This window comes from Comamonas sp. C24C (genome assembly GCF_053345995.1).
The window spans coordinates 320,707-341,012 of sequence record NZ_JBKFBC010000003.1; the positions used below are offsets into that span (position 1 = coordinate 320,707).

Sequence of the window (20,306 nt, forward strand, 5' to 3'; positions counted from 1 at the left end):
TTGAAGACTTTTGCCCATCAAGTGAAGTCCGCTGCTCCCGCAGCGCAATCCGCAGCCCGTGTGCTGGTGCTGACCGCAGTGGCTGCGTCGTTGGCTGCCTGCTCCATGTTCAGCGGCAAGGACAAGCCCAAGCCACAGGATCTGGGCCCCAACCCCGCCAAGATCGCCGTGCACCAGGCCTGGTCCGCCAAGCTGGGCAACGAAGTGCCTCTGGCCATGCCTGCGCTGGTGCAGGGTAGTACCGTCACCGTGGTCACCAAGGACGGCAGCGTCACCACGCTGGATGGCAATACCGGCAGCCAGCTGGGCAAGTTCAGTGCGGGCGAGCCGCTGACCACCGGTGTGGGCAGCGACGGCCAGCGCACGGCGGTGGTCACGCGCAGCAACCAGCTCATGGTGTTTGCCGAAGGCAAGCAACTGTGGAAGAACAATCTGAATGCCGCCGTCTACACGCCGCCCCTGGTGGCCGGTGGGCGTGTGTTCGTGATGGCCGCTGACCGCTCGCTGGCGGCCTACGATGCCAACACCGGTCGTGAGCTGTGGTCTGTCGAAGGCCCCAGCAATGAGCCGCTTATTCTGCGCCAGCCCGGCGTTTTGCAGGCCGTTGGTAATAATCTGGTGGTTGGCGTGTCCGGGCGTCTGGCCGGTGTCGATCCCGACAATGGCTCGGTGCGCTGGATGGCGCCTCTGGCCGCACCGCGCGGCACCAACGATGTGGAGCGACTGGTGGATCTGGTCGGCCCCGTCAGCCGTGTGGACAGCAGCGTCTGCGCACGTGCCTTCCAGGCCTCGGTGGGTTGCGTGGACGTGAGCACGGCCAATGTGCGCTGGACGCAGACCTCCAAGGGCAGCGATGGCGTGGCCGGTGACGAGCAGGCTGTGTTCGGCGCTGAAAGCAATGGCACGGTACAGGCATGGAATCGTGCAGACGGTCAGCGTCTGTGGTCCATCGACAAGCTGCAGTACCGCAAGCTGACGGCACCTCTGGTGCTGGGCCGCTCCGTGGTGCTGGCCGATGATTTGGGGACGGTGCATATGCTCTCGCGTGAAGACGGCTCTGCACTGGCCCGTTTGGAAACTGACAAGGCAGGAGTTGCCACTTCCCCGGTTGTTGCCGCCAATACTCTGGTGGTCGTCAGCCGAAGCGGAACTGTGTATGGCTTCAAGCCGGATTGATAGGTTGTTTTTGGAATGAAGCCAGTTATTGCCCTGGTAGGGCGCCCGAATGTGGGCAAGTCGACGCTGTTCAATCGACTCACGAAGTCGAGGGATGCCATCGTCGCCGACTTTGCTGGACTGACGCGTGACCGCCATTACGGCCAGGGCCGTCAGGGCAAGCATGAGTACATCGTCATCGATACAGGCGGTTTCGAGCCGGACGCATCGCGCGGCATCTTCAAGGAGATGGCCAAGCAGACGCAGCAAGCCGTGGCGGAAGCCGATGTCGTGATCTTCGTGCTGGATGCGCGTGCCGGTTTGTCCGGTCAGGATCACGAGATCGGCAACTACCTGCGCCGTCTGGGCAAGCCCACCATGCTGGTGGCCAACAAGGCCGAAGGCATGAAGGATGGTGCTCAGCTGTCCGAGTTCTATGAGCTGGGTCTCGGCGAGGTCGTGCCCGTGTCTGCAGCCCACGGTCAGGGTGTGCGCAGCCTGGTCGATGCAGCCCTGGGTCTGCTGAACCTGCCCGAGCCCGAAGAGGAAACGTTTGGCGAGGAAGACCAGAAGCCCGTGCGTCTGGCGGTGGCGGGCCGTCCCAACGCCGGCAAGTCCACGCTGATCAATACCTGGCTGGGTGAAGAGCGCCTGGTGGCTTTCGACATGCCCGGCACCACGCGCGATGCCATCACCGTGCCTTTCGAGCGCAACGGCCAGAAGTTCGAGCTGATCGACACCGCAGGCCTGCGTCGCAAGGGCAAGGTGTTTGAAGCCATCGAGAAGTTCTCGGTGGTCAAGACGCTGCAGGCTATCGAAGGCGCCAACGTGGTGCTGCTGCTGATCGATGCCACGCAGGGCGTGACCGACCAGGATGCCCATATCGCGGGCTATATCCTGGAGAGTGGCCGCTCTGTGGTGCTGGCCATCAACAAATGGGATGCCGTCGATGACTACCAGCGCCAGATGCTGGAGCGTTCCATCGAGACGCGCCTGTCCTTCCTGAAGTTCGCGCCGCTGCACTTCATTTCTGCACAGAAGCGCCAGGGTCTCGAGCCGCTGTGGAAATCCATCATCCAGGCCCATCGTGCAGCCACCTGCAAGATGCCTACGCCGGTGCTGACACGCATCCTGATGGAGTCGATCCAGTTCCAGACGCCCAAGAAGGTGGGGGCCTATCGTCCCAAGATGCGTTATGCCCACCAGGGCGGCATGAACCCGCCCATCATCGTGATCCACGGCAACTCGCTGGAACTGGTCACCGATGCCTACAAGCGCTTCCTGGAAGGTCGTTTCCGCAAGGAGTTCAATTTGATCGGCACCCCGTTGCGCATCGACTTGAAAACCTCTCATAATCCTTACGCCGACAAGGATTAATTGCAGTCTGCTTGCGCCTAGGGAAAACCCTTTTTCACTGTTTTCCCCGGGCCCTGTGGTAATGTGTCGGTTTACAACAACACTCTTCGAACACGGAGAATATCGTGAGCAATAAAGGTCAACTCCTCCAAGATCCGTTCCTGAACGCACTGCGTCGTGAACATGTGCCCGTTTCCATCTATCTGGTCAACGGCATCAAGCTGCAGGGCCAAATCGAGTCGTTCGACCAATACGTGGTGCTTCTGCGCAACACCGTGACCCAGATGGTTTACAAGCACGCCATCTCCACCATCGTTCCCGGCCGTGCCGTGAACTTCTCGGCCGCTACGCCGGCTGACAACGACGCCCCCGCTGCCTAAGCTTTCTTGCGTCAACGCCCGCCGGCCAGCCCGGCGTGGCTCTTACCCTACGGGACAGGTATTTGAGTTCTGAATCCTTTGAACGTTCCGCGTCTGCGCCAGTGCTGCTGGTGGGCGTGGATTTTGGTGTTCCCCATTTCGACGACGAGCTGGAAGAGCTGGGCTTGCTGGCCCAGACCGCTGGCTTGCATCCCGTGGCGCGCTTGACCTGCAAGCGCAAAGCCCCCGATCCCGCGCTGTTCGTGGGCAGCGGCAAGGCGGATGAAATCCGCATGCTGGCCCAGATGCATGGCGCCAAGGAAGTCTGGTTCGACCAGGCCCTGAGCCCGGCTCAGCAGCGCAATCTGGAGCGCCATATCCAGATGCCGGTCAACGACCGGACCATGCTGATTCTCGAAATCTTCGCCCAGCGTGCACGCAGCCATGAAGGCAAGCTGCAGGTGGAGTTGGCTCGTCTGCAGTACATCAGCACGCGCCTGGTGCGCCGCTGGAGCCACCTGGAGCGTCAGGCCGGCGGTATCGGTGGCCGTGGCGGCCCCGGTGAAAAGCAGATCGAGCTGGACCGCCGCATGATTGACGATGCCATCAAGCGCACCAAGGAGCGCCTGAAGAAGGTCAAGAAGCAGCGTTCCACGCAAAGGCGCCAGCGCTCGCGTCGCGAAGTTTTCAATATTTCCCTGGTTGGCTATACCAATGCCGGCAAATCCACGCTGTTCAATGCCATGGTGAAGGCTCGCGCCTATGCCGCGGATCAGCTGTTTGCCACGCTGGATACGACCACCCGGCAGATGTACCTGACTGAGGCCGAGGAATCGGTTTCCCTGTCGGATACCGTCGGTTTTATTCGTGACTTGCCGCACGGTCTGGTGGATGCCTTCCAGGCCACCTTGCAGGAGGCGATTGACGCCGATCTGCTGCTGCATGTCGTGGATGCATCGAACCCCGGATTCCCGGAACAAATACAACAAGTCCAAAAAGTTCTGGGTGAAATCGGGGCCGATGATGTGCCCCAGATTCTGGTTTTCAACAAGCTGGATGCCATTGAGCCCGAGCGTCAGCCTGCCGTGCTGCAGGATATGTATGAGCTCGATGGCGTGCCGGTGCCGCGTGTGTTTGTCAGTGCTCGCTCGGGGCAGGGGCTTGCGCAGCTGCGGCAGATGTTGGCTGACCGGGTTTTGCAGGTACGTGAAGAGGCGGCACGCGAAGAAGTCGAGGGGCAGGACGATACGTACTGGATGTCCCCTGATGACGACGCGCAATACTAGGGGCTTGCGTCCCTATTGGGCACAATGCTTGCCATGGTCCATGTCTTTTTGAAAACACAGAGACGTCTCGCATGAATTTTTCACAACGCGTCCATCGCCTGGCGATGCTGCCGCAACGCATTCGCGGGATGTTCAATTTGAACGATCCGCGCTGGGGTCGTGGCGACAACAACAACGAAGATAGCTCCAAGCCGGACAGCTCGGCACCTGAAGGGGAGCGTCCTCCGATGCCGCCCGCACCCGAGCAACGTCCCCGTCCTTCCTCTTCCCAGCAAGGCCAGCCGCCTGATCTGGAAGAGGTGTGGCGCGACCTCAATCGCAAGCTTTCCGGCCTGTTCGGCGGCGGCTCCGGCAATGGCCGTGGCGCGCCTCCGAGCCGCAGCGGCGGCCAGCCCGGCGAGCCTTTCAATCCCGGCAAGGGCATTTTCCTGATCGCCGGCGTGGCCGTGCTGATCTGGCTGGGTACGGGCTTTTTCATCGTGCAGGAAGGCCAGCAGGCCGTCATCACGCAGTTCGGCAAGTACAAGGGCACCGTGGGCGCCGGCTTCAACTGGCGTCTGCCTTATCCCATCCAGAAGCATGAGCTGGTCTACGTTTCGCAGATTCGCTCGGCCGAAGTGGGTAGCGACAATATCGTGCGTGGCACGGGATTGCGGGCATCGGCCATGCTGACCGAGGACGAGAACATCGTCGAGATCAAGTTTGCCGTGCAGTATCGACTGAGCAATGCGCGCGACTGGCTGTTCGAGAGCCGCAATCCCTCCGAGGCCGTGGTTCAGGTGGCGGAGTCCGCCGTGCGCGAAGTCGTCGGCAAGATGAAGATGGATGCGGCCCTGTCCGAGGAGCGCGACCAGATTGCGCCACGTGTGCGTGATCTGATGCAGACCATTCTGGATCGCTACCAGATCGGCGTTGAAGTGGTGGGCATCAATATGCAGCAGGGCGGCGTGCGTCCGCCCGAGCAGGTGCAGGCCTCGTTCGACGATGTGCTCAAGGCCGGTCAGGAGCGCGAACGCGCCAAGAACGAAGCCCAGGCCTATGCCAACGATGTGGTGCCGCGTGCAGCGGGTGCTGCAGCGCGTCTGGGTGAAGAGGCGGCGGCCTACAAGTCCAAGATCGTGGCCCAGGCTCAGGGTGATGCAGGGCGCTTCAGTTCGCTGTATTCCGAATACCAGAAGGCTCCTCAGGTCACGCGTGATCGCCTCTACATCGATGCGATGCAGCAGGTCTATACCAACGTGACCAAGGTTCTGGTTGAGTCGCGTCAGGGCTCCAATCTGCTGTATCTGCCGCTGGACAAGATCATGCAGAACGTGACCGGCGGCGCAACTGCTCCTGCTGCGTCGGGTGATGCAGCTGCCGGCGGCGCCGCTTCGGCTCCAGCCAACGTACGTGTAGTTCCCAATCCCGCCGGTGACGCCCGCAGCCGCGATGCGCGCAGCCGTGACCGTGACGCACGCTAGGAGAGAATGCAGTGAATCGAATCGGATTTTTTGTCACCAGCATTCTCGTGGTGCTGGCCTTGCTGAGTTCCACCCTGTTCGTGGTGGATCAGCGTCAGTTCGGTGTGGTCTATGCGCTGGGTCAGATCAAGGAAGTGATCACCGAGCCGGGACTTAACTTCAAGCTGCCGCCTCCGCTGCAGAACGTGCGCTATATCGACAAGCGTCTGCTGACGCTCGACAGCACCGATACCGAGCCCATGCTCACCGCCGAGAAGCAGCGTGTGGTCATTGACTGGTATGTGCGCTGGCGCATCTCCGAGCCTTCGGAATACATCCGTAACGTGGGCTTGGATGAATCTGCCGGTGCCATGCAGCTCAACCGCGTGGTGCGCAATGCCTTTCAGGAAGAGATCAATCGCCGCACCGTACGCGAGCTGCTGTCTTCCAAGCGCGAAGGGCTGATGACTGATGTCAAGCGCGAGGTTCTGGAAACCGTGCGCGGCTCCAAGCCCTGGGGCGTGGACATCGTCGATGTGCGTATCACCCGCGTGGACTACGCCGAGACCATCACCGAGTCCGTCTACCGCCGTATGGAGGCCGAGCGCAAGCGCGTGGCCAACGAACTGCGCTCCACGGGTGCTGCTGAAGGCGAGAAGATCCGCGCCGAGGCCGATCGTCAGCGCGACGTCATCATTGCCAATGCTTACCGCGATGCCCAGAAGGTCAAGGGCGAGGGCGATGCCGAAGCCGCACGGGTCTATGCAGAATCCTTTGGCAAGGATCCGCAGTTTGCGCAGTTCTATCGCAGCCTGGACGCCTACAAGGAGAGCTTCTCCAAGAAGAGCGACGTGATGGTGCTTGACCCGTCGCAAAGCGACTTCTTCAAGACCTACCGCAATGGCGGTGCCGCTGGCAAATAAGCACGTTCGGATCAGGCATGGTTATCTGTCGATAGCAATGCCTGTTGCGCCTTCTCTTTTGCGCAAGTTCCGATAGCTTTGACAACGACGAAAGCAATGGCCCCTCGAGGGCCATTGTCTATTGGGGGATGGCAATGAATTGGCTGGAGACACTGGGCCTGGCGCTGGCCCTGCTGCTGGTGCTGGAAGGCTTGCTGCCGCTGTTAGCGCCCGGGTTGTGGCGGCAGCTGTTTACCCAGCTGCTGCAGCTCAGGGATGCACAGCTGCGCTTTTGCGGACTGCTCTGTATCGCAGCAGGCGCCATCATGCTGATGCTGCTATGAATACTGCCGATACTGGCTAGGCCTTAGCGGTCAAATTGGGCAGGGCTGGCAAAGCCGGTAGAATCGCATTTTTAACAGCCTCCCCATTTCTCCATGTCTGCTTGGGTCCTGCCGGATCACATTGCCGATGTTTTGCCCTCAGAGGCACGGCACATCGAAGAATTGCGTCGAGGATTGCTCGATACTGCGCGCAGCTATGGCTATGAACTTGTCATGCCACCCATGCTGGAGTATCTGGAGTCCTTGCTGACGGGTACAGGCGAAGCTCTTGCCCTTCAAACCTCCAAACTGATTGACCAGCTCTCCGGTCGCACCATGGGTCTGCGCGCCGACATGACGCAGCAGGTGGCCCGTATCGATGCGCATCTGCTCAATCGCAAGGGCGTGACCCGTCTGTGCTACTGCGGCCCCGTCGTCCATGCACGCCCCGACCGTCCGCGTGCCACGCGTGAGCCGTTCCAGTTCGGTGCCGAACTCTATGGCCACGAAGGCCTGGAAGCCGACCTCGAAGCCCTGCATCTGGCCCTGGACTGCCTCAAGGGCGCTGGCGTCAAGGACGTCATCGTGGATCTGGCCGATGTGCGCATCGTGCGCAGCCTGCTGGCCGGCGTGATGGTGGACGAGCAGGTGCTGCGAGGCGTGCATGCGGCCCTGGCCTCCAAGGACGCAACCGAGCTGGCCCAGCTGACCCGCGATTTCCCCGAGGCCTCGCGTGAAGGTCTGATGGCGCTGCTGCAGCTGTACGGCGGCATGGAAGTGCTCGATCAAGCCGAAAAGCTGCTGGATCGCACTGCCGGCGTGCGCAATGTGCTGTCTCATCTGCGCTGGCTGGTGCAGCGACTCGATGGCGTCAAGGTCAGTTTCGACCTGGCCGATCTGCGTGGCTACTCCTACTACAGCGGTACGCGCTTTGCCATCTATGTGCCCGGCGGCAGCGATGCGCTGGTGCGCGGTGGCCGTTACGACGAAGTCGGTGCAGTGTTCGGGCGCAACCGTCCCGCTGCCGGCTTCAGTCTTGATATCAAACAACTGGTGGCTGTCGTGCCCGAGCGTCCGCTCAAGGCTGCCATTCGCGCTCCCTGGGGCGATGACGTGCAAGTGGCTGCCGCCATTGCCGCATTGCGTCAGCAGGGCGAGACGGTGGTCTGCGTGCTGCCAGGGCATGAAAGCGAAGTGGACGAGTTCCACTGCGACCGTGAGCTTGCCAATGTTGGCGGGCAATGGGTCGTGCAAGCCATTTAAGGCATTTGACTAATTCTTCGATTTATCGGATTGGAATATGAATACATCCAAAGGTCGCAATGTGGTCGTCGTCGGCACCCAGTGGGGTGATGAGGGCAAGGGCAAGCTGGTCGACTGGCTGACCGAAAGCGCCAACGGCGTCGTGCGTTTCCAGGGCGGCCACAACGCGGGTCACACACTGGTCATCAACGGCGTGAAGACGGCTCTGCACCTGATTCCCAGCGGCATCATGCGCCCCGGCGTGAAGTGCTACATCGGCAACGGTGTGGTGCTCTCCGTGGGCAAGCTGTTTGAGGAAATCGAAGGCCTGGAGAAGGCCGGCGTGCAAGTGCGTGACCGCCTGCGCGTGTCCGAAGCCTGCCCGCTGATCCTGCCTTTCCACCAGGCTCTGGACGTGGCCCGTGAAGCGGCCCGCGAAAAGGGTGGCGTGCAGAAGATCGGCACCACCGGCAAGGGTATCGGCCCTTCCTACGAAGACAAGATCGCCCGCCGCGCCCTGCGCGTGCAGGATCTGAAGCACCCCGAGCGCTTCGCCACCAAGCTGCGCGAGCTGCTGAGCCTGCACAACCACATTCTGGTGAATGTGCTGGGTTCCAAGAACTTCGACTTCGGCGCTGGCCTGGCTCCCTACATGAAGGACGGCGAAGTGCAGTTCGACGCCGTGTACGAAGAAGCCATGCGTCATGCCGAGCTGCTCAAGCCCATGATTGCCGATGTCTCGCGCGAGCTCAACGCGGTGCACGCCGAAGGCGGCAACCTGCTGTTCGAAGGCGCGCAAGGCACGCTGCTGGACGTGGATCACGGCACCTACCCCTATGTCACATCGTCCAACTGCGTGGCCGGCAATGCCGCCGCAGGCGCCGGCGTGGGCCCTGGTCTGCTGCACTACATCCTGGGCATCACCAAGGCCTACTGCACCCGTGTGGGCGGCGGTCCTTTCCCTACCGAGCTGGAATGGGAAAAGGAAGGCACTCCTGGCTGGGTCATGTCCACCGTGGGCGCCGAAAAGGGCGTGACTACCGGCCGTTCGCGTCGCTGCGGTTGGTTTGATGCTGCGCTGCTCAAGCGCTCGGCCCAGATCAACGGCCTGTCCGGCCTGTGCATCACCAAGCTGGACGTGCTCGACGGCATCGAAGAGCTGCAACTGTGCGTGGGCTACGAGCTCGACGGCGAGACGATCGACCTGCTGCCTCTGGGTGCGGACGATATCGAGCGCTGCAAGCCGATCTACGAATCCATTCCCGGCTGGACCGACTCCACCGTGGGTGTGACCGAGTACGACAAGCTGCCCGTGAATGCCCGCCGCTATCTGGACCGTATCGCCGAAGTGACCGGTGTGCCCATCGCCATGGTGTCCACCAGCCCCGACCGCGATCACACCATCCTGATGCACAACCCGTACAGCGCCGCCTGATCGGGCTGGGTTTTACTGAACTTTCAAAGGAACTGTGCCCATGCTGACAGAAGACGGTAAGCACCTGTATGTGAGCTACGACGAGTACCACGGTCTCATCGAGAAGCTCGCCATCAAGATCCACCAGTCTGGCTGGGAATTCGACACCATCCTGTGCCTGGCACGCGGTGGTCTGCGTCCCGGCGACATCCTGAGCCGCATTTTCGACAAGCCTCTGGCCATCATGTCCACCAGCTCCTACCGCGCCGAAGCCGGCACGGTGCAGGGCCATCTGGACATCGGTCGTTTCATCGCCACGCCCAAGGGCGATATTTCCGGCCGCGTGCTGCTGGTGGACGATCTGGCGGACTCGGGCGCAACGCTCAAGGCCGTGATCGCCATGCTCAAGACCAACTACGCACCGATTACGGAGCTGCGCAGCGCCGTGATCTGGACCAAGGGCGTGTCGACCTTCGAGCCCGACTACTCGGTGGACTTCCTGGGCACCAACCCCTGGATTCACCAGCCTTTCGAAGGCTATGACACGCTGAATCCTGAAAAGCTGGCGGAGAAGTGGAAGGTCTGAGGACCCGGCACCGATGTTGGCAAAGGAGCCCCATTTGGGGCTCCTTTTTTTATAGAGCAGTGATGTTCATCAATAGATGAGCGGCATGTGCCTTTATTCCAACGATTTCCGGCTTTTTTAAAGCTGTATCGTAAGAAATACAGGCGCTAACTGCTCCTGTTTTTGAATTGTTGTCATGATGCGGCCTGCGCCGGTCGGGCATGGTTCGCGTGGCATTTCAACAAGCTTTGTAAACCAGAAGGCTTGTGTTGGCAGCGGCTGCATTGGCGCAGCTACACTGCATGGATTCTGAGAAGGTGGTGGTTGTGGGACGTCTTTCTATTGGGCGCACTGGCGCTGCTGTGGCATTGGTCGTGGGCGTGGGTGCCGCGGCATGGTTGGGGGCTTCGGCATTGCCCGGTTTCAAGTCTGCCAAGGCAGCCGCACCGGCGGCTGCTGCCGCTTCGGCGGTCGCTCCAACAGCCGCGCCCGCAGCGCCGCTTGCTGGCAGCGCTGCGCCTGCGTCGCCTGTTGCCGTCAAGCCGACACAGGCAGCGCGTGCCGTTCAAGGCCCCACACCCATCTTTGTGCTGAACTCCCTGGATGCGTCCATCAGCGTGATCGATCCGATCAGCTGGAAGGAGCAGTCGCGCATTCCCACGGGCAAGGAGCCTCATCACCTGTACCTGACGCCGGATGAGAGGTCGCTGGTGGTGGCCAATGCGCTGGGCGATTCGCTGACCCTGGTGGATCCGCGCACAGGTGCCGTGCAGCGCGTGATCCGCGACATCGTGGACCCGTACCATCTGCGCTTTTCGCCGGACATGAAGTGGTTCGTCACGGCAGCCAACCGCCTCAACCACATCGATTTTTACCGCTGGGACGCGGCCACGCAGACGCCGACGCTGGTCAAGCGTGTCTCCACCGGCAAGACGCCCAGCCATCTGTTCATCGACGCGCAGAGCAAGACGCTGTACTCCACCATGCAGGACAGCGATGCCCTGGTGGCCATCGACATCGCCACCCAGACCATCAAGGCTCGCGTGCCCACCGGCCCCATGCCTGCCGACGTCTACGGCAGCCCTGACGGCAAGAAGCTGTTTGTCGGCCTGACCGGCGGCGATGGCGTCGAGGTGTTCGACATCACCGGCGCCGAGCCCCGCAGCCTGGGCCAGATCAAGACGGCTGCCGGTGCACACGCCTTCCGCGCTGCTGGCGACGATCGCCACCTGTACGTGAGCAACCGCGTGGCCAATACCATCAGCAAGATCGATATGGTCAGCAGCCAGGTCGTGGCCAACTACCCGGCACCGGGCGGCCCTGACTGCATGGATGTCTCGGCCGACGGTCGCTACATCTTTGTGGCCTCGCGCTGGGCACGCAAGCTGTCGGTGATCGACACGGTAGAGAAGAAGGTGGTCAATCAGGTCAATGTGGGCAAGTCGCCCCACGGGGTCTGGACGTTGTCCCACGCTGCGCGCTGAAGCGCCTGTCCCGGCCGCACCGGAGTGGCCGGGATGCCCGGTTTTCGTGTTGACCACCTCAAGGAGGGTGGATGCAAAGACGTTGTTTCATGCTCGGTTCGCTGGCCGGTGGCCTGTCTGCCGTTCCTGCCTTCGCTGCCGAAGCTTCAAAAAAAATAGCTTCAGGTACATGCTCCAAGGCGGTTTACCTGACTTTTGACACCGGGCACATGGGCATAGCCCAGTGGGTCGCCCAGGTGCTACAGAAGCACAAGGTTCCCGTCACCTTTTTTGCGGCCAATGAGGCCACGAAAGAGGGGGGCAGCAGTCTGGGCGACTTCTGGGCGCCCTGGTGGAAGGCGCGTGCCGACGAGGGGCACCAGCTCGCGTCCCATACCTTCGACCATATGTACTGGCTGGCCGATATTCGCGACAAGGCCAGCGGGCAGGTCACGCATTTCCGGGTCAGGCCCTCGGCCGGTCCCAGGGCTGGTCAGACCTATGTGGTGTCTGCTGATGAGTATCGGCAGGAGATTGCGCGCTCCGCCCAGCGGCTGGCCCAGATCACGGGCCGCAAGACCTTGCCGCTCTATCGTGCGCCGGGCGGCAAGACGTCGCCGGCGTTGATTGCTGCGGCCCGGCAGGGCGGCTTTCAGCATGTGGGCTGGGCGCCGGCGGGCTTTCTGGGCGACGAGCTACCCAGCGACAAATATCCGAATGAACGCTTGCTGGCCCAGGCACTCAAAAACATAGGTAGCGGCGATATCTTGCTGGCGCACCTGGGGATCTGGTCGCGTCAGGATCCATGGGCTCCGGCGGTGCTGGAGCCCTTGATTCTGGGTTTGCTGGACAAGGGTTTTTGCTTCCGTACGCTGGCTGAGCACCCTACGTATCAGGGCTGGATCGCGCAGCAGCGCTGAGTGCTGCAAGAGGAGTGAGTCGTGGATTGGTTGGTACAGATGTTTGGAGAGGCGCAGCAACGCTTGTTTGAAGGCGTGGTGCAGCCTTTTCTGTTTCATTTCGGCATGGCGAATCTGCTGGAGGATGGCTATACCGCCACGGGCTGGCTGCTGGTGGGCTTGCTGCAGATTGCCGTCATGGTCGCGGTGATCGTGCCGCTGCAGCGCTGGAGGCCGGCCGAGCCCGTGGTCGACCGCCAGGCGATCCGTGTGGACATCCTCTATACGCTGATTCATCGGCTGGGACTTTTCCGGCTGGCCCTGTTCTTCACGATTGACCCGCTGTGGGATTCGCTCATGGGTCAGCTCCATGTCTGGGGCTTGCCGGGCTTTCACCTTGACGACATCTGGCCGGGCGTGACGGATAACGCCTGGGTCAGCCTGCTGATGTATCTGGTCGTCTTCGATCTGGTCGAGTACTGGATTCATCGCGGCCAGCACGGCTTTACCTGGTGGTGGAAGCTGCATGCCGTGCACCACTCGCAGCGCCAGATGACAGTGTGGAGCGACAACCGCAATCACCTGCTCGACGACGTGATCCATGACGCCATCATCGTGCTGGTGGCGCAGCTGATCGGCGTGGCTCCCGGGCAGTTCGTGGCCATCGTGGCTCTGACCCAGCTCAGCGAGAGCTTTCAGCACGCCAATGTGCGCATCTGGTTTGGCCAGCTGGGCGAGCGCCTGTGGATCAGCCCGCGCTTTCATCGCCGCCATCACGCCATCGGTATCGGCCACGAGCCGATGGCGCCGGTGCGCAACAAAAAGGTCCACGGCAACAACTTCGGCGTGCTCCTGCCCTGGTGGGACATGTTGTTCGGCACGGCCAACTTCGATCTGCGCTACGACCCCACGGGCATTCGCGATCAGGTGCAGGCCAATGCGAAAGGGCAGCTGCGAGACTATGGCCGCGGCTTCTGGGCGCAACAGTGGCTGGCTGTCCTACGACTGATGGGTCGCGCATAAGCCAATCCTTGAGTATGCTTGCCAGCATGAGCTTGCTACTCGACTCTTTTTGGCGTGCCTTGGCGTATTGCCTGCATAAGCGGGTCATTGTCTGGTCACTCTTGCCGCTGCTGGCCATGGCCTTGATGGCCTGGCTTCTGGGCTACTTCTTCTGGGCCGATGCGGTCCTCAAGGTACAAAGCCTGCTGGATGGGGTGGGCTGGCTGCACTCCCTGTGGCTGTGGCTGCAGGAGCGTGGCGTGGGCTATGCCTCGGAGGTGGTGGCCTCCATGTTTGTGGTGCTGGGGGCCACGCCGGTTCTCGTGGTGCTGGTTCTGCTGCTGGTGGGCCTGTTCATGGCGCCCGTGCTGACGCAGCTGGTGGCCGAGAAGCGCTTTGCCGGGCTGGAGAAAAAGCATGGCGGCTCCACCGTCGCCAGCCTGCTCTGGTCGGGCGGCTCCACGCTGATCGCGCTGCTGGCCCTTTTCGTCACCCTGCCGCTATGGGTGTTTCCGCCGCTGATGCTGGTGGTCGCACCCTTGATCTGGGGTTGGCTCACTTACCGGGTCATGGCGTTTGATGCCCTGTCCGAGCATGCCAGCAAGGATGAGCGCCGGGCCCTGTTTGCCCGCCACCGCATGTCGCTCATTCTCATGGGGGTGATCTGCGGCTATCTGGGTGCAGCGCCCGGTGTGGTCTGGATTTCCGGGCTGCTGTTTCTGGCTGCTTTCTGGATTCTGGTGCCCATTGCCATCTGGATCTATGCGCTGGTGTTTGCCTTCTCTGCGCTGTGGTTCGCTCACTTCTGTCTGGCGGCGCTGGAACAGATGAGGGCGCAGACCATGCCGAGTGCTGCCGATCCCCAGGTGCCGTTCGCGCCTGGTGCAGATGATGCCGCTTCGGTTGCTCGCTGAGAGCGCTTGCCACCGGGCGAATCGTGCCTCGTGCACCAAAAACAACCCTATTTAAGAAATGCACTGTATTGGTGCGTTTATTTTCACCAAGATGGTGCATTTGAGAAATGCGTGCCGGCAGTGAGACAATGCGCGTCGGTTTGGTGCAATTTGCAGATGCGGCTCTGCTAAGTGCTTATGTCTTGTAGCGAGGAGCTTGTTGCAAGAGCCCGATTTCAGTGCACGGATGCTGGGATGAGGTGCTGAAGCAGAGTTGGCACGCAAACTGCTAGATACTATTCATTCTTTATTTGATCAGCCAAAGTTGGCAGGAGAGATCTAATGGCGAAGACCGTTGCAGACGTGATGCAGATGGTGCAGGATAACGAGGTCAAGTTCGTGGACCTGCGCTTTACCGATACCCGCGGCAAGGAACAGCACGTGACCGTGCCCGTGTCGCACTTCGACGAGGACAAGTTCGCCTCGGGCCATGCTTTCGACGGTTCTTCCGTTGCCGGCTGGAAAGGTATCGAAGCCTCGGACATGCAGCTGGTTCCCGATCCAAACACTGCCAACATCGATCCCTTCTTCGAAGAAACCACACTGATTCTGCAGTGCGACGTGATCGAACCCGGTGACGGCAAGGCATACGACCGCGATCCCCGCTCCATCGCCAAGCGCGCTGAGGCCTATCTGAAGGCTTCCGGTCTGGGCGATACCGCCTACTTCGGTCCCGAACCCGAATTCTTCATCTTCGACGGCGTGCGCTGGGGCACCGAGCCTCACAACCCCTTCTTCGAAATCGAAGAATACGAGGCTCCCTGGAACACCGGCACCAAGTTCGAGAGCGGCAACCGCGGTCACCGTCCTCGCGTCAAGGGTGGCTACTTCCCCGTGCCTCCCGTTGACAGCACCCAGGACATGCGCGCAGAGATGTCGCTGCTGCTGGAAGCCGTCGGCATTCCCGTCGAAGTGTTCCACCACGAAGTGGCCGGCGCCGGTCAGAACGAAATCGGCACACGCTTCTCGACTCTGGTCGAGCGTGCCGACTGGACACAGCTGCAGAAGTACATCATCTGGAACGTGGCCAACACCTACGGCAAGACGGCAACCTTCATGCCCAAGCCCTATGCTGGCGATAACGGCTCCGGCATGCACGTGCACCAGTCCGTGTGGAAGGATGGCAAGAACCTGTTCGCCGGCGACGGCTATGCCGGTCTGTCCGACTTCGCCCTGTACTACATCGGCGGCATCATCAAGCACGCTCGTGCCCTGAACGCCATCACCAACCCCGGCACCAACAGCTACAAGCGTCTGGTCCCTGGCTTCGAAGCGCCCGTGAAGCTGGCTTACTCGGCCAAGAACCGTTCCGCTTCCATCCGTATTCCTTACGTCAGCAACCCCAAGGCACGTCGCGTGGAAGCCCGCTTCCCCGATCCTCTGATGAACCCCTACCTCGGTTTCGCAGCGCTGCTGATGGCCGGTCTGGACGGCGTGGAAAACAAGATCCATCCCGGCGAAGCCGCGACCAAGGATCTGTACCATCTGCCTCCCGAGGAAGACAAGCTGGTGCCTACCGTCTGCCACAGCCTGGACCAGGCTCTGGAAGCCCTGGACGCCGACCGTGCGTTCCTGACCAAGGGCGGTGTGTTCTCCGACAGCATGCTGGATGCCTACATCGAGCTGAAGATGACCGAAGTGACTCGCTATCGCCAGTCGGTGCATCCTGTCGAATACGATATGTACTTCTCGCTGTAAAGCAGAGGTTCTCAAAGGCGGCGCAAGCCGCCTTTTTTATTGCACGGACGCTGCGCCGGACGTGCCAGCAAAGGAACCAAACAGGTTGGTGGCGGTCAAGTAGTCAATAAAAGCTGCAGGCTTGGAGCGATACTCAGGGTATTGCGGACTTGCGGCCGCCGTCTGCCTGAGAGGACCGAATGAAGAAGTTTTATGTGTTGTCGTTGCTGTGTCTTGCATCCGGGCTGGTTTCTGCCCAGGATGTGATCTACCGCTGCGGCAATGAGTACACCAACAACGTTTCGCAGGCCAAGGCCAAGGGGTGCAAGCCGGTCGATGGCAGTGGCGTGACGGTGATTCACGGCACTCGTCCCTCGGGCGGCAATGCCGGTGCGGCGCCGGCCAATCCCAAGCCGGCAGGCAGCTCTGCATCGAGCCAGGCGACCCCTGCCCGCGCCGACAGTGCCGCGCAGAAGGCGCGCGACTCCGATGCCCGCGCGATCTTGCAAGGCGAGCTGAACAAGGCCCAGGCCAGACTGGCCGAGCTCAAGGCGGAGTACAACGATGGCAATCCCGTGCGTACAGCGTTGGAGCTGCGCAATCCTCAGGGCTACCCGGAGCGGGTGGCCAAGCTCAAGGCCGATATCACCCGCCAGGAAAGTGATATCGCAGGCATCAAGCGAGAGCTGGACCGGCTGCCTGCGGTCAACTAATCCGCCCCCTGGGGCTGGTCATTTTTGGTCAATCGCATGAGTTCCACTGCAGCCCCGATTCCCGATATCTCCACGCCTGATCCGGATCAGGCCAACGGTCATGGCTACCAGTCGCTGGACTGGCTTTGTACCTTGATTGCCGTGCTTGACGAGTACGGCATGGTGCGCTTCGTCAATGCGGCGCTGGAAAATGCCCTGGGCCAGTCGCGCCGCATCATGGTCGGCAGTGACTTCGCCACCTGCTTTGCCGAGCCAGCCCTGCTGGACAAGGCTCTCAGCGGAGCCCGTTCCAACGACTTTGCGGCGCTGCGCTTCGAGGCCAGCCTTCTGCGTCTGGGGCAGGAGCCCCTGCCGATTCACGCTGCCGTTTCGCTGGCCGAGAAGGCCGGCCATGTCATGGTGGAGATGTGGCCGCTGGAACAGCAGGCCCGCCAGGATCGCGAGGAGCGCATCCGTGAACAGGCCCAGGCAAACAAGGAGCTGATTCGCAATCTGGCCCACGAGATCAAGAATCCACTGGGCGGCATTCGCGGTGCAGCCCAGCTGCTGCAGATGGATCTGGTCATGCCCGAGCTGCTGGAGTACACCACGGTCATCATTCATGAGGCCGATCGCCTGCAGGCACTGGTGGACAGACTGCTGGCCCCGCATCGCCACCCCCACGAGGTTGGCGACGTCAACATCCACGAGGTCTGCGAGCGCGTGCGTTCACTGGTGCTGGTCGAACATCCCCAGGGGCTGAGGATCACGCGTGACTATGACATCTCCATTCCGGAATTCAGAGGCGACAGCGCGCAGCTGATCCAGGCCCTGCTCAACATCGTTCAGAACGCGGCACAGGCGCTGGGGCGGCGCATTGCAGAAGGCGATGCCGAGATCATCCTGAGGACGCGTGTGGCCCGGCAGGTCACTTTGGGGCGTGAGCGCTACAGATTGGCACTGGAATTGCATGTAATCGACAACGGGTCAGGCGTGCCGGATGCCATCAAGGAGCGAATTTTCTATCCTTTGGTCTCGGGCCGAGATGGCGGATCCGGCCTGGGGCTGACGCTGGCTCAGACCTTTGTACAGCGTCACCATGGCTTGATCGAATGCGAGAGCCAGCCGGGGAGGACGGATTTCCGGATCCTGATTCCGCTGCCATAAAGCCTGACATTATCAATATGCAGAAGAAGGGAAGGATGTTGCACGAATGAAGCCAATCTGGATTGTGGACGACGACCCTTCCATCCGCTTTGTGCTTGAAAAGGCACTGGGGCGCGAAGGCTGGCCCATTCGCAGCTTTACCCAGCCGCGCGATGTGCTCAAGGCCCTGGCTGATGTGGACAACAGCGATCCCGAGCGTCAGGCTCCTCAGGTGCTGGTCAGCGATATCCGCATGCCCGGCGGTTCGGGCCTTGAGCTGCTGGAGCAGGTAAGGGCGCAGCAGCCCGGCCTGCCGATGATCATCATGACCGCCTATTCCGATCTGGACAGCGCGGTCTCGGCCTTCCAGCGCGGAGCCTTCGAGTATCTGCCCAAGCCCTTCGACGTACCCAAGGCGGTAGAGCTGATCCGGCGTGCCGTGGAGGAGAGCCAGCGCGAGGAGGTGGCCGACATCCAGGCGCCGGTGCAGGCGGAAATGCTGGGCCAGGCGCCCGCAATGCAGGATGTGTTCCGTGCCATCGGCAGACTCAGCCAGAGCCATGTCACGGTGCTGATCACCGGAGAGTCCGGTGCCGGCAAGGAGCTGGTGGCACGGGCGCTGCACAAGCATTCTCCCGTTGCCGGCGGACCGTTCGTGGCCATCAATACCGCGGCCATTCCGAAAGACCTGCTGGAGTCCGAACTGTTCGGTCACGAGCGCGGTGCCTTTACCGGCGCGCAGACCCAGCGCCGGGGGCGTTTCGAGCAGGCCGAGGGCGGTACGCTGTTTCTCGATGAAATCGGCGACATGCCGTTCGAGCTGCAGACGCGTCTGCTGCGCGTGCTCTCCGACGGCCATTTCTACAGGGTGGGCGGACACCAGGCCGTCAAGGCCCATGTCCGCGTGATCGCCGCGACCCACCAGGACCTGGAGCTGCGCGTCAAGGATGGCGCTTTCCGTGAGGACTTGTTCCACCGTCTGAATGTGATCCGTCTGCGCCTGCCCGCGCTGCGCGAGCGCAAGGAGGACGTGCCCATGCTGACCCAGCATTTTCTGCAGCAAAGCGCACGCCAGCTGGGGGTGGAGCCCAAGCGCATGAGCACGGCCGCGATGAGCCGCCTGCAGGCCTTCAACTTCCCCGGCAATGTGCGCCAGCTGGAGAACATCTGCCATTGGCTGACCGTGATGGCTCCGGCCCAGCAGATTGCCCTCAAGGACTTGCCGCCAGAAGTGCTGGGCAGTGCGGCACCGGGCAGTGCCGCGATCTTTGCCGGAGCCCTGAGCACCGGCGTGGGCCTGGAGCCGTCCAAGACCAGTCCGCCCGAGCCGGTTGCGCTGTCCTCGCTCGGGACTGCGGCGCTGTCTGTGCCCGAGGCCGCAGCGCCTTCCGAAGGCTGGTTGCAGGGGCTGGGCAAGCAGGCCGAGGAGCTGCTTTCGCAGGGCCATCATGACGTCTGGGATCAGCTGTCCCACCAGTTCGAGGCACAGCTGCTGCGAACGGCCCTGGCCGCTACGCATGGCAGGCGCGTGGAAGCGGCCAGCCGGCTCGGGATCGGCCGTAACACCATCACCCGCAAGCTGCAGGAGCTGGGGCTGGAGAACGAAAACTTCGACTGAAGCGCCGTAGTGTCCACTCGCTTTCGGCGCGGGTTTTATTCGTCCTACATGGTGCAATCACGGTTGACGACATGGAGCAGATGACGCAGGGGTAAAAATCAACAGGCCTTTTGTTGATTGGACTGTTTGCGTTGTCTGCCTTGCCCTTATCCATCTCTTTCCCGCCTGAGCCGGGGTCGAACGCCTTGTCGCCCTTGCTGCAGATGCCGGAGGCCGAAGAGGCCTTCTGGCACGAGCGCTACATGTACGAGCCTTACTTTGTACCCGGGCGTGGCTTCGATCAGTACTATCCAGCCTATCTGCTGGGCTGGCAGGCTGGCTGCTATCGGCCTCGGCAGGCGGCCAGGAGCTTTGAGTCCCTGGAGCCGGAGCTGCGCCAGCATTGGTCGGCACATTGCGGGGGCAGTCTGCTGGACTGGTCTCAGGTCAGGGCAGCCGTCAAGGCGGCATGGCGCCGGGCGGTCGCACCCCCCTTGACCAAGCCTGTCGCGGAGGCCGTGCTGGGCCAGAGGGCGCAGAGCAGCCTGACCCTGGTGCTGCAGGCAGGACAGCGCTTTGCGCAGAGCTCCAGGCAGTTTCTGACGACTGCGGACTCCAGCATGGCGGTCGATGCGCTGCGCCGCTTTTCGCAGGACTCGCACAAGCTGGTCTCCGAGCTGGCGGAGCTGCTCGGCGGCACTGCCGTGGAAGCGCCACCCGAGGTCGCGGATGACGGCGACAGCGGGCTGCTCGAGCGAGTACGCAAGACCTGGCTTGACTATCTGGGCGTGACGGTGGGCGAGACCTGGCTGGATGTGTTGCGGCGTCTGGAG

At 61.8% G+C, this 20,306-nt stretch carries 19 protein-coding genes; all 19 read left to right on the forward strand.

Annotated features, from left to right (window positions below):
• Entirely contained in the window at positions 1 to 1,176 is a 1,176-nt protein-coding gene (gene bamB / locus ACLBXN_RS08355; protein ID WP_052224079.1) for an outer membrane protein assembly factor BamB, read from the forward strand.
• A gap of 15 nt (positions 1,177 to 1,191) precedes the next feature.
• On the forward strand, positions 1,192 to 2,532 hold the full coding sequence (gene der, locus ACLBXN_RS08360) for a ribosome biogenesis GTPase Der (protein ID WP_043008468.1): 1,341 nt from the start codon (positions 1,192 to 1,194) through the stop codon (positions 2,530 to 2,532).
• A 104-nt stretch (positions 2,533 to 2,636) separates the two neighbouring features.
• Positions 2,637 to 2,891 (forward strand): RNA chaperone Hfq, encoded by a 255-nt coding sequence (gene hfq / locus ACLBXN_RS08365; protein ID WP_003053328.1) that lies wholly within the window; start codon positions 2,637 to 2,639, stop codon positions 2,889 to 2,891.
• Positions 2,892 to 2,992: 101 nt separating this feature from the next.
• Complete coding sequence (gene hflX, locus ACLBXN_RS08370; protein ID WP_003053330.1) at positions 2,993 to 4,156, forward strand: GTPase HflX; 1,164 nt, start codon at positions 2,993 to 2,995, stop codon at positions 4,154 to 4,156.
• Positions 4,157 to 4,227: 71 nt separating this feature from the next.
• Entirely contained in the window at positions 4,228 to 5,619 is a 1,392-nt protein-coding gene (gene hflK, locus ACLBXN_RS08375) for an FtsH protease activity modulator HflK (RefSeq protein ID WP_211458631.1), read from the forward strand.
• Positions 5,620 to 5,630: 11 nt separating this feature from the next.
• Positions 5,631 to 6,521: a protease modulator HflC gene (gene hflC, locus ACLBXN_RS08380; protein WP_003053333.1), complete on the forward strand. Its 891-nt coding sequence runs from the start codon at positions 5,631 to 5,633 to the stop codon at positions 6,519 to 6,521.
• 134 nt (positions 6,522 to 6,655) lie between these two features.
• Complete coding sequence (locus ACLBXN_RS08385; protein WP_447611807.1) at positions 6,656 to 6,844, forward strand: DUF2065 family protein; 189 nt, start codon at positions 6,656 to 6,658, stop codon at positions 6,842 to 6,844.
• A gap of 93 nt (positions 6,845 to 6,937) precedes the next feature.
• A complete protein-coding gene (locus ACLBXN_RS08390; protein WP_003053335.1) occupies positions 6,938 to 8,086 on the forward strand; it encodes an ATP phosphoribosyltransferase regulatory subunit in 1,149 nt (382 codons plus the stop codon).
• Between the two features lie 37 nt (positions 8,087 to 8,123).
• Positions 8,124 to 9,500 (forward strand): adenylosuccinate synthase, encoded by a 1,377-nt coding sequence (locus ACLBXN_RS08395; RefSeq protein WP_167008345.1) that lies wholly within the window; start codon positions 8,124 to 8,126, stop codon positions 9,498 to 9,500.
• Positions 9,501 to 9,540: 40 nt separating this feature from the next.
• Positions 9,541 to 10,065, forward strand: coding sequence for a phosphoribosyltransferase (locus tag ACLBXN_RS08400; protein WP_003053337.1), 525 nt, complete (start codon positions 9,541 to 9,543; stop codon positions 10,063 to 10,065).
• 281 nt (positions 10,066 to 10,346) lie between these two features.
• Positions 10,347 to 11,528 carry a YncE family protein gene (locus ACLBXN_RS08405; protein ID WP_447611808.1) on the forward strand — a complete coding sequence of 394 codons (1,182 nt, stop codon included), beginning with the start codon at positions 10,347 to 10,349 and terminating at the stop codon, positions 11,526 to 11,528.
• 71 nt (positions 11,529 to 11,599) lie between these two features.
• A complete protein-coding gene (locus ACLBXN_RS08410; RefSeq protein WP_447611809.1) occupies positions 11,600 to 12,427 on the forward strand; it encodes a polysaccharide deacetylase family protein in 828 nt (275 codons plus the stop codon).
• A 21-nt stretch (positions 12,428 to 12,448) separates the two neighbouring features.
• Complete coding sequence (locus ACLBXN_RS08415; protein WP_211458639.1) at positions 12,449 to 13,429, forward strand: sterol desaturase family protein; 981 nt, start codon at positions 12,449 to 12,451, stop codon at positions 13,427 to 13,429.
• 14 nt (positions 13,430 to 13,443) lie between these two features.
• Positions 13,444 to 14,322 (forward strand): EI24 domain-containing protein, encoded by an 879-nt coding sequence (locus ACLBXN_RS08420; protein WP_447611854.1) that lies wholly within the window; start codon positions 13,444 to 13,446, stop codon positions 14,320 to 14,322.
• Between the two features lie 321 nt (positions 14,323 to 14,643).
• Positions 14,644 to 16,059 carry a type I glutamate--ammonia ligase gene (gene glnA / locus ACLBXN_RS08425; protein WP_003053345.1) on the forward strand — a complete coding sequence of 472 codons (1,416 nt, stop codon included), beginning with the start codon at positions 14,644 to 14,646 and terminating at the stop codon, positions 16,057 to 16,059.
• A 179-nt stretch (positions 16,060 to 16,238) separates the two neighbouring features.
• Positions 16,239 to 16,751: a hypothetical protein gene (locus tag ACLBXN_RS08430; protein ID WP_447611810.1), complete on the forward strand. Its 513-nt coding sequence runs from the start codon at positions 16,239 to 16,241 to the stop codon at positions 16,749 to 16,751.
• 36 nt (positions 16,752 to 16,787) lie between these two features.
• A complete protein-coding gene (glnL, locus tag ACLBXN_RS08435) occupies positions 16,788 to 17,897 on the forward strand; it encodes a nitrogen regulation protein NR(II) (RefSeq protein ID WP_003053347.1) in 1,110 nt (369 codons plus the stop codon).
• A gap of 46 nt (positions 17,898 to 17,943) precedes the next feature.
• Positions 17,944 to 19,494, forward strand: coding sequence for a nitrogen regulation protein NR(I) (ntrC, locus tag ACLBXN_RS08440; protein WP_447611811.1), 1,551 nt, complete (start codon positions 17,944 to 17,946; stop codon positions 19,492 to 19,494).
• A gap of 185 nt (positions 19,495 to 19,679) precedes the next feature.
• Positions 19,680 to 20,306 (forward strand): hypothetical protein (locus tag ACLBXN_RS08445; protein WP_447611812.1); only part of this gene is annotated, 627 nt, incomplete at its 3' end.